General features: G+C 45.0%; 8 protein-coding genes and 1 pseudogene. 4 read left to right on the top strand and 5 right to left on the bottom strand.

All coding sequences use genetic code 11. The annotated features are described in order from the left end of the window. Positions 1–350 (bottom strand): annotated as a pseudogene (locus QVA83_RS05990) (outer membrane lipoprotein-sorting protein); the annotation flags it as partial. Position 351: 1 nt separating this feature from the next. After that, positions 352–2,955: an efflux RND transporter permease subunit gene (locus QVA83_RS05985; protein ID WP_287498238.1), complete on the bottom strand. Its 2,604-nt coding sequence runs from the start codon at positions 2,953–2,955 to the stop codon at positions 352–354. Positions 2,956–4,044: 1,089 nt separating this feature from the next. On the opposite strand from QVA83_RS05985, the gene QVA83_RS05980 reads away from it, so the two are divergent. The 3 genes from QVA83_RS05980 (at position 4,045) to QVA83_RS05970 (ending at position 6,864) form a co-directional block, all read left to right on the top strand. Continuing rightward, positions 4,045–5,208 (top strand): MFS transporter, encoded by a 1,164-nt coding sequence (locus tag QVA83_RS05980; protein ID WP_222936446.1) that lies wholly within the window; start codon positions 4,045–4,047, stop codon positions 5,206–5,208. A gap of 489 nt (positions 5,209–5,697) precedes the next feature. Then, the gene (locus QVA83_RS05975; protein WP_110288883.1) at positions 5,698–6,471 is read left to right on the top strand and encodes a siderophore-interacting protein; all 774 of its coding nucleotides are present in this window, start codon (positions 5,698–5,700) and stop codon (positions 6,469–6,471) included. Between the two features lie 201 nt (positions 6,472–6,672). Beyond that, positions 6,673–6,864: a CsbD family protein gene (locus tag QVA83_RS05970; RefSeq protein WP_014951177.1), complete on the top strand. Its 192-nt coding sequence runs from the start codon at positions 6,673–6,675 to the stop codon at positions 6,862–6,864. Positions 6,865–7,021: 157 nt separating this feature from the next. On the opposite strand, the gene QVA83_RS05965 is transcribed toward QVA83_RS05970, so the two are convergent. Genes QVA83_RS05965 through QVA83_RS05955 form a run of 3 tightly spaced genes read right to left on the bottom strand, consistent with a single transcriptional unit; the run spans position 7,022 to position 8,881 of the window. Then, positions 7,022–7,543, bottom strand: a complete 522-nt coding sequence (locus tag QVA83_RS05965; RefSeq protein ID WP_014977712.1) for a CC0125/CC1285 family lipoprotein — start codon at positions 7,541–7,543, stop codon at positions 7,022–7,024. Next, positions 7,533–8,387 carry an RT0821/Lpp0805 family surface protein gene (locus QVA83_RS05960; protein ID WP_156087167.1) on the bottom strand — a complete coding sequence of 285 codons (855 nt, stop codon included), beginning with the start codon at positions 8,385–8,387 and terminating at the stop codon, positions 7,533–7,535. Before QVA83_RS05960 ends, QVA83_RS05965 begins: the two co-directional genes overlap by 11 nt. Continuing rightward, positions 8,384–8,881, bottom strand: a complete 498-nt coding sequence (locus tag QVA83_RS05955; protein ID WP_156087169.1) for an RNA polymerase sigma factor — start codon at positions 8,879–8,881, stop codon at positions 8,384–8,386. The genes QVA83_RS05960 and QVA83_RS05955 overlap by 4 nt, the downstream gene beginning before the upstream one ends. Before the next feature lie 351 nt (positions 8,882–9,232). Here QVA83_RS05955 and QVA83_RS05950 point away from each other — a divergent pair, with 351 nt between their 5' ends. Beyond that, positions 9,233–10,609, top strand: coding sequence for a S8 family serine peptidase (locus tag QVA83_RS05950; protein ID WP_156087171.1), 1,377 nt, complete (start codon positions 9,233–9,235; stop codon positions 10,607–10,609).

The following is a 10,609-nucleotide window of genomic DNA, read 5'->3' as shown; positions in this document are numbered from 1 at the left end:
CTAAAGAAAACCAGCATTCGTTGATCGCCGGTGTCGGCGCCTGCCTCATTCAGCACATCTTTGCGCAGAATAGTAAACTGACGCATTTGCTTTCGACCTTGCTCATCTACAATCAGCATTCTCGCCATTGAACGTCCGTCATTGCCCGCGTAGTACGCCGCCTGCTCAGCCTTATTAACGATTTCAGCAACATCGATACTACTGGCGCTTTCGTCGCTTTGGGTTGCCAAGGCTTGAGCAAATCCATTACTCGATATAAGTAATAGAGCAACAAGACCCGTGAACATGCTTCGAAGGTTTCGTATTTTTGGTCGACGCCACATGAACACTGATAATATGGAAATACGCATTTTAGGCCTCCTTGAAAACCCAACGTTTAAGCAACGTCATAGCAGCTGGCAACACCAGCAGCGTAACGAGTGCCGAAATAAACATGATACTTGCCAGAAAAATGCCCACGGTGATGTAAGGCACCAGTGGTGCTAAAAGCAGCGGCGTAAAGCCAAGCGCGATGACCAACGCATTACGAGTAATAGCGCTAGCAGGCTCTTCAAACATGGCATCAAACGTTTTACTCACGTCACCCGTTTTCTTGTAGAGCTCTTTGGCTCTAGCCAAAAAGTGAATGGCAAAGTCTACCGACAAACCCAATGTCAGGGCTGAAAGCACGGCAATAGGCATATCGTAATCTTTACCTACAATGCCAATAGCACCGTAAATAAAGGTGATAGTTATGGTAAGGGGCAGCATGGCTAATACACCGAATATCAGTGAGCGCAGCAGCAATACCATCATCACAAAAACAATAATAAAGGCGCTAAGTAAGCTGTCTAACATGCCTGCAACCATGTTGTCCTGCCACACCACATTTAGGTATGCCTTACCTGCCCATTGATATGTCAGGCCATCAGGCAGTGGGTGTTGAGCGAAGTAGTTATCGACTAACTCAATTACCTCGGTCATATCTTGGTTGTCACCACTGGATAGTTGTAGCCACACCAAGGTTTTACGATAGTCTGGTGTCACGAAATGCCACAAGTCTTGAGGCCTATGAGAGGACTGATATTGCAAGAGCGTCTGAGCTATCGCCGGCTGAGTATTAGGTAACTCGTAGTCGCTGTCATTGCCCGAATGCAGCTCTCGGTTAACCACTTTAATCACATCACTGAGGGACTGAGTTTTACCCACCAGCGTTTGAGTGCTTAAGTAACTTTGCAGGTCTGAAAGCAGCGCTACATTATCGGGCTGCTGAAACGTTTTGCTTGTGCCTTTAATTTCATCAATGCTTGAAAGCAAGCGATTTAAGGCGTCATATTCGTTGCTGTCTAGATCACCGAACAATGCATCATCGACGGCAAATACGAGAGTCTCATAATTATTACCGGCATTTTCATTGTTGAGTGTATCGAGGGTTGTTTTGCGCCATTCATCTAACGAAGAGGGCAACACTGCACTTTGCAGTATTTCACCAGCACTTTTCAGCTTGCGGGTATCTTGAATAACAATGTACGCGTTATACGTACCCGCAAACTCCTTATTAAGCGCCTTATCGGCTACGCGAATTTCATGATTTTCTTTAAACCAGCGCACAGGATTATCGTTAATTTGTATTTGGAAAATACCCCACACTGATACCGCGGAAATCACCATAAACGCAACGAGTAATGCCCCTTTATAATTTAGCGCCAAGGTGCGAATACCGTACACAAATCGCTGTAAGTATGTTGTTTTCATTGATGAGGTATTGGCATCGGCGTGCAGTGCAGACTGCAATTTTGCGAGCGCCTCTGGCGACATTCTTGATATATAAGCTGGAATAAAGGTAAGCGTAATAGCGAAAGCCAACAGAATACCTGACCCAATGAAAGCACCGAAAATCTGTACGGGTGGAATGGGAGTTAGCATAAGTGAATAGAACCCTGCCGCAGAGGTCAGCGACGTAAACAGCATCGGCTGAAATAGGTGTTCAACCACTGTGGTAATCACTTCATCAGCCTTTTGACCTGGTTTATAGCGGTCTGAAAACTCAGACAATATATGCACCGAGTCAACAACAGCGATAGGCATCAAAAATATGGCAATCATGGATGACATGATGTGCACAGTGAAACCTAAGCCGATTAGCGCCCCCATTGTGATAATTACCGTTGCCATTGCCACCACCATCGGGGCGGTAATCAGCGTAAAATTGCGGAAAAAAACAAAGAGGAGGATAAAAATCATTAGTCCCGCAGCTGGCGCTGAAATTGCCATTTGAATAAACATTTCAACGCCGAATTGATCTTCAGCAACAGGGAGTCCTGTTATGTGCCACTGCAATGTTTCGTTTGTTGTATTCGCGCCGATAAATGCGCGAATGTCTTCTGCAATTCGAAAGCTTTCATTTTTGTCTTTAATTGGCACATAAATAGCGGCTGCATTTTTAGAAGAAGAGGCTAGGGTTCCCTGTAACATTGGAAGACGTGCTATTGCCTCAGCAATTTTCCCCGCTTTCTCTTGAGACGCCGGAGCGTTTGGCATCATCCAAGAAAACTTAAGCTCGCCACTGTCGCCCTGAGTTATGTTGTCAACCGTTGAAAACGACATGACATCTTGAGCAATTACACCCTCAGTGTTCAATATATGCTGAGAAACCTTGTCTATTGCGCTTAGATTCTCTGGTGTGTAGATGCCTTTATTGGTACTTAAAGCAGCATTATGAGTGGCTGTGTCATTGGCTGGTGATGCTATAACCCCCACCACTATCGCGTCGTGCATAGCAAAAGTATGCTTCACATCGTTATGAAAAACGCGAGCAGGGTGATTGGCTTCAAGCATATTCTCTGGGTCGGTATCTATCGTAATTAGCCGCATTTGATAAGCGCAAAAGACAACAGCCAACAGTAAAGCGGCATAAACCCACTTACCTTTCTGGGTAGATAGGAACAGTAATTTTTCAATAACTGCCGTGAACATAGCTATGAACTCCTACTAGGAAATACATTGATTCCCTCTAATCGTGATACGACTGGGCTAACTCCATCCACTGTGTTTCCTTAGCGTGTTGAATGGCGCTCCACTTTCACAAACCATGACCTTTGATCTGCAGAACATTTCACAACGCCTACCTGCGTTAGCAAAAACAATGGGTACATTTATGGGCCACAGCGTTTATGGGACACAGTATTAAATTAGATTACTCTAATATATAAATAATCTAATGTATTTTTAGAAAAGATCAAGAGCAATGCGACGAGTAACACAGAGAAAAGAAAAGTGTTTGTAAAACGCTACACACCACCGAGAAAAAACTACATACCTACTCAACCTTAGTTTTTCAAATACGAGCTACCCGCTGTCCAAAAATAAAAATAATCTTTAGAAATCAGTAAATTAAAATTATTCTAAATTGAATTTAAGGTTTGGCACAGATCACGCATACATTAGACTAACGGATAAATACAGAACGCAGTTTGTAGCTAGGATAGCTTTAGCGACGGAGAGGCCAAATTGCGTAGATGACAAATACTGAAGGTGACGACATGGGAAGTGCATGGAGTGTGTCACCAAGGAAAAACGGATGTGTCAGTATTGTAGCTAATGGATGCCTGTAGAAGATTCGTTAAATTGCTGGTCGATGATGAGGTTAGGTAAAAGACAACCTAATTAAACTCGCAGGATGCAAGGCACTTGTTTCATAAGGATTGCAAACAAGCTCTGAGTACCTACATCGCAAGCACCGACAGTGATGTCTCGTGCAGCAAGGGATTGTTGACCCAATTTGGATTCGTTGAATGTACGTGTGTGTTGCTTCAGCGAGACCATAGTGAGGACACTGGTAATGTCGTCGATGTTATTAGTGAGTTGTCATCCGACGACTACCCTCTCCCCTCAAAGGCCCATCCCGGCCTTTACATACCTCTGATTTTGGCCCGCCTTTGGCGGGCATTTTTTTATCTTCATTTGTGATAAAATTGCGTTGATTCTTTATCGCCTAACAAAAGGGCTACCTGCGTGCTTTCGCCGTCTGCATCTACTATCGTTTTTAGAGTTCTTTTTTGTGCGTTGCTCGCTACGTCTGTTGGCCAAAGCGTAATGCTTACCACACTCCCTTCTATGGGGCGACAGGCGAACCTTTCTGAATTCCACATTGCCACTATTATGTCTAGCTCTGCACTTATCTTTGCGTTCGGTACGAATGTGTGGAGCAAAGTCGCTAAGCGTGCGGGCTTTAAACGTATTTTAATGGTTGGTCTGTCGGGTTATAGCTTGGGCACATTTGCCTTCGCTAGTGCATGGATGGCAGGATTTTCTGGCATTATAAGCGGCACCAATTTGTTTTTGGCATTGTTGATAAGCCGAAGTCTGCAATCAACCATTATGTCTGCAACTCCGCCTTCTGCGGTAGGTTACGCCGTCGCCATCAGTACGCCCCAAAGTCGAGTAAGTGCAATCAGCAAAGTCACCTCTGCAAGCAACGTAGGGCAAATTGTGGGGCCCGCCTACGCTGGGCTTTTAGTCGGTTTTGGCTTATTAGCACCGTTGTACAGCATCGTTTTGCTAACCTTGCTGGCGCTTACATTGGTATATTTTAAGCTACCTGTTCTGCCGCCTTTGTCTCAGCAAAAAAACGCTCAGCAGACTAGCGACAATAACCAAGCGCCTAGCAAAGTACCTTATGTATTCGTCGCTGCATGTATTTGTGTATTTTGCGCAATGGCTATGATGCAGCAATCACTGGGTTTCTTTTTTATCGATTTTTACGACTATTCACCCGTAGACGCTGCTCGGCAAGTGGGTTTCGCGATGATGGTCAGTGCTGCCGCGTCTCTTACAGCCCAATTTGGGTGGGTACAAAAAGGCCGAATAAGCAAAGAAGCGATGATCACTATCGCGCTTCCGCTATTGGGCTTAGCCTACTTGCTGCTCTTTCTTCAACATTCGTTATTTATGCTTTATGCGGCCATGACATTAATGGGTTTAGGTATGGGAATGGCCTACCCATCTTTGGCAGCTGCAGCAACGACCTACTGCGCCCCCTCTCAACAAGCCACTATCACTGGGTTAATTACAGCGACTACTGCCATGGGCTACGTAATAGGTCCGCCACTGGCAGCTTTCATTTACCAACTGGATATCGCGCTTCCGTTCGCTATAGCGTCAGTGCTAATCGCAGCAACCACGTGCGTCGTCTACATAACATTGAAAAGAATTAGACACGTTGGCTAGGGCCTGTTAACCGTTGCTATACATTTGGCCCAATTCGTCATCAAAGCTAAACAGGCCTTAGCGAATTAATGTCAGCCTGACAGGTGACAGGAATACGCCTATTTCAAAGGTATCTATTTTTTTACCTTTTATTTTTAAAAAAGCGGAACCTTTTTATAATTAGGCTATCTTAACTTATACATGAAGTCGTTGAGTGTGCGTCTTTGTGGTGTGTAAATGTGTTTTCCAAGTTATGTTGTGGTTTTTTAAGGGGCTTTTTAGCCCCTTTTCTTTTGCTCTAATCTTTCCTTTTCCAGTGCGTATTCCTCGCTTATTGTTATAGTGCTAATCCAACGTACACCTATCTATTTTATTTGTATTAGTTTCTCTCAAGACCGGTCAGTTAATCTAAAAAATAGAACTAAACAATCCTGATCATTTCACCTTTAGAAATAGTAATGAGAATTATTTCCAAATAGAATAGCTACTCAAGATCACAGGAGTAAGCTAATGTCTAAACCGCAACCTCGCAGAGCTATTGTCACCCAATCAGTCCGAATTACCCCAAATATGCAGCGTGTACACCTCAGTGGGGAAGACCTTCTTACCTTTCCCTCGGTTACTGCAGGTGCGTACATTAAACTTATGTTCGACCTAGAAGGAAACCCGCTGAAACGCCCCACAGATACGAGCCAAGTGGCAATGCGCACCTATACGGTTGCGCACTTTGACGCAGAGAAGCCTGAAATGGTTCTGGATATGGTTATCCATGCCGATGGTGGTAAAACTGGCCCTGCGTCGGCATGGGCGACAAGTACAAAGCCTGGCGACATCATCACGCTCGCAGGGCCTGGTTCTAGTAAGGGACTCAGCGAGCAATATGATTGGATACTGTTGGCTGGCGACATGACAGCGCTTCCTAGTATTAGAAATCACCTCGCCGAGCTTCCTGTACAAACCAAAGGCTACGCCGTGATTAAAATTGAAGACGAAAAGGATGCGGTTACACTTAAAAAGCCCGAAGGAGTAACGGTGATATGGGAACATGAGCAATCTTTACCTTCCCGCCTCGACCAGTTACCTTGGCTCGACGGAAATCCCACAGTTTGGGTGGCGTGTGAATTTTCTGATATGCGGGCGATTCGGACATGGCTCAAGGACGAAAAATCCGTGGCGCACGAGAATATTTATATTAGTAGCTACTGGAAGAAAGGCCGCAGCGAAGATCAACATAAAATAGAAAAAAGGCAGGACAGTGAAGCGTATGCTAAAACATTGGCTTAGTTGATGATTATGCTTCCTGTAGGCTTTGCAAGAACTTGTAAATTCTGCATAAAAACCAACTGTACGGTAGAATTTTCATAAACAATAAATTCAATACTTTCATGCACCTACAAAATGGAACAGCATTTGCTGCTAAGAAAATAACTGGCCAATTATTCCGCCAGTTTTTTCAACCAATTGTTTGGATAAGGAGAGCAAGTTATGAACAGTGATCGTATTGAAGGTAATTGGAAAGAAATGAAAGGTAAGGTGCAGCAAAAGTGGGGCAAACTTACCGATGACGACCTAGATGTAATTGACGGTCGACGTGAAGAACTAGTAGGTAAGATTCAACAAGCTTATGGCAAAAGCCGTGACGAAGCTGAAAAAGAGGTCGATGGTTACTTTAATTAATCGCCGTCTCCAATATATGAATTAAGACACTGGCAGTATAACAATCTGGTATCACTATGTTGTTAATCTTTATTGCTACTAAAAGGGCCGCTGCATAATTCAGCGGCCCTTTTTATTTGTGTCGTAGTCAAGGGAGGTTATGCCCTTTGATTTTTTATCACTCTTCCGTCTTAGGCTGTAAGTTATCGCGAACTTCCCTTGCGTCAAAGCTCGTTGCCGACGTTGGACGCGTACCTTTGCCTATCTCAATGCTCAAGATACTTTCGATCTCACTTTGCTGAGAGCCCCCTACAAATACACCCGTTTCGAATTGGGTAGTAGGGTGGTAGGACGTTCTGCAAGTGAGCACACCGCACTCGGTAACCCGTGCATATCGCTGGCTAAAGCCTGCGGTAGGTGTGGTTTGCACAGTCTCCTTATCTACTAAGGTCTCTCGGTCAGTCACTACAAACCAGTCGTAACCTTCTAATAACGTAAGCTCGGCAGCACGGAGCATGGCGTAATCCATCGCCTTGCCTTTATCAGATCCCTTCGCTTTGAAATGCACGCGGTATTGGGTATCACTCAACTTACTTTCCGTGTAGCCAAAGCCGCCTTTTTTGGCCTGTCTATAATCAGGTTGACTGGCGCAGCCCGCCATAATTAATACCGCAAGTACTAACATAATTTTAGTTTTCATCATTTACTCCTTCGGCCTTGTCAGCTAGCCAAGTTGCTTCAATTGCGTTTTTCTCTTGCTCTCGGTTTAATGGCGCAGACGCCATCATTTTGTCTAACTCTTCTTCCATTACTTTAGCGCTAGTGGCGGTTTGATATTGACCTGCATTCTCACCTAGCTCGTCCAATTTGCTAGCGGCAAGCTGCCACGCACCTTGCTTATCTTTACAAGCAATCATTACATTTAGTTCATCTTTCGATGCGACTTCAGCCTGTCTACAGTAGTTAAACTCCGTATTTACGAAAGACAACTGTGGCGTAACCGTCACGCCCGAATCAAAAGTTGTTGCTTCGCCAGTTAGATTACTGTCGAGTACCGATGATACTCTCGCCCAATGAGAAGGCTGCGTTGTTTCAGCGCCCTGTTGATTAAAGAACACTAAGCCCGCTAATACCGCCACACTCGCAGCTATTGCAAAAGGCCCCTTCCACTTCGTTTGTTTATGTGGCGCACTATTAGTTGAATTCGCTTTCTTTGGAAACGGCTTAACGTTTTCCGCAGAGCTTTGATTTACGGAGCTTTGATTTGCAGCGCTTGCGCTGGCTAAGCTTGCATCAGATGCCTGTACGCCGTTTGCCTGGCTTAACGGTTTTTCATCACTCAAAAGTGCCACGATTTCTTTAGGCAGCGCCACTGCTGTCGCTTTTTCTGCAGCCACCTTCACAACTCTATCCACTTCTGCAAGTGCGGCGAGTCGGTCAGAAACGGTAACATCGTGCGCTATCGCTTCACGAACCAGATCCATCTCAGCGGTATCTAACTCTCCATCTAAAAATGCTGAGAGTTTTTCGTCAGTTAAGATCACGATAGCACCTCGTTTTGACCATTTAGTAAGTTTGATATTTTTGCTCTCGCTCTGGCAAGACGGCTCATAATAGTGCCCGTCGGTACCTGCAACACTTCAGAAGCATCCGCGTAACTCATCCCTTGTACAGCAACCAAAGAAAGGGTTTCTCTTTGCTCACAGGGTAACTCATCCATAGCGCTTGAGACTTGTTTAAGCGTAATTGTCTGCGTTATAGCGTCATCTATGTCATTGCAGCTATTCGCCGATTGCGCTTCATAGGAAAGGGCATCAGTCGCATTGGTTCTAACTTTCTTCGCTCTGTAATCGTCTATCCAACAGTTGCGGCACACTCTAAATGCCCAAGCCATTAATGTAACTTGCTCAGGAAGCGGTTTACTCAATAGCCGTTCAAGCGTGTTCTGAAGTAAATCATCAGCATCATGCATGTTACCCGTCAACGAATATGCAAACTTTCGCAATGACGGGACGAGTTCAGTCAACTCATCTTTCATTTTCATGTACCTTTGTGAGGTTTCCCGTTATCTCTACCCTGTTAACGAGCCACTTTTGTTTTTATTCCACGTTCTAAGACCTATTTTTTTACTGCACTGTATTGCAGCGGTCTGTGAGCCATCTAGACAAGGCGAATGTTTAGCAGTCTAAAGGGTCGCATTGGAATTTTTCTTCTGTCTAATCGTCACTACACTGTAAGGTAGTGGTAAATGCCTGTTCGCCCTTAACGCACATTTAGAACAACGTTTGTGCACAATGAACCACAGGCTTCTAATAGAGGCTATGGCACAATTTATGCCATTCCTTCTTTAGGCACCGATCTGCCCCAACGTTAACGTAAAGGTAGTAAAATGAAGTACACACTCATTGTGGCGATTTTGAGTTTGATTGCGGCACCAATATCACAAGCCCAACTAGCAGGAACATTGAATCAAGTGGTGTCTCCTGTGCGTCCGATAATTGATAGAACCTCCTCCGACCTAAAGGCCATTCGCGAGGAAGCAAGACGAAAAGCACAATCATCTATCGAAGGCACCAGAGACTTATCAACAGTGGCGTCGGGCGTACTAAGCGACATTCCTGCCCCCCAATTTATCGCTCCTGCAGCAACCACTATTTTATCGACTTCAGGCCAGGTAGTTGTTAATGAAGTAGCGGTTGAAAGTGGCTTTCTGGCTGTCGAAAAAGAGTGGCTATTCCTAGGAGAAGAAGCCGACAAAGTACACTTTCAAGGTGCCAATATTGAAATACAAAAAGCTCAGTTTTTGCCCGCGCTCTCTCAGTGGCTTTTTAAAGTTAAAGTCACAGGAGATGAGGATGATGTGTCGTCTATTCGCAACAGTTTACCCCATAATTTGCAGTCTCAAATTGGTCGAAATCATATTTATTTATCACAGACCAAGCCCACTTCGAACGGGTCTTTTCAAGAGATAAGCAGTGAAAAGCTGGAAACCTGTCCAACCCCACTGCGCATTGGAATGGTTGATACTCATGTAGCGTCCAATCACCCACTGCTCTCACACGTTAATCTAACGCAAGCGTCTTTTATTGTTGGTCATAATCAAGATAGGAATCAGGAGCAAGATGGCAATGCGGGCAGCGAAACTGACGTTGCCTTTTCGTCAGACCACGGTACCGCAGTAGCCAGCCTATTGGCGGCGTCGTTGCCAAAGTCTAGCCAGGTGTTTAACGCCAGTGTGTTTTATTCGCGTAATAGTGTTAGCCAAGGCGCTACGCTGATGTCGTTAATTGAAGGTTTAAACTATCTTGCATCACAGCAGGTAGACGCCATAAACATGAGTCTTGCAGGTCCCGACAACCCTATTTTAGCGCGGGTTATAAATCAATTGGATAAGAGCGGTATTCAAATCATTGCTGCGGTGGGCAACGAGGGGCCAGCCTCTTTACCCTTGTACCCCGCGGCTTATACAGAAACATTGGGCATTACGGCCGTTGATAAATCTAATGTAATTTACCGGTGGGCAAACCAAGGGGATTACGTTGATTTTGCTGCGTTTGGCGTGTCGGTAAATGCCGCACATCCTAATGGAAAAACGATCAGGCAAACGGGAACCTCTATGGCTTCACCGCGCGCCACCGCTTTGTATGCATGCTTTTTGCGCGAAAAACAAGAAAGGAACGCTGCCTTGTTGAAACTTCAGCAGCTAGCTTTAGATGCAGGGGCTCCCGGACGAGACAGCGTATTCGGTTTTGGTGTGCTGCCTTAA

This window comes from Alteromonas sp. AO-Serp (assembly GCF_017849675.1).
Classification (GTDB): Bacteria; Pseudomonadota; Gammaproteobacteria; order Enterobacterales; family Alteromonadaceae; genus Alteromonas; species Alteromonas macleodii.
The sequence above is the reverse complement of the archived record's forward strand: the minus strand, read 5'-3'. Positions and strand labels throughout refer to the sequence as shown.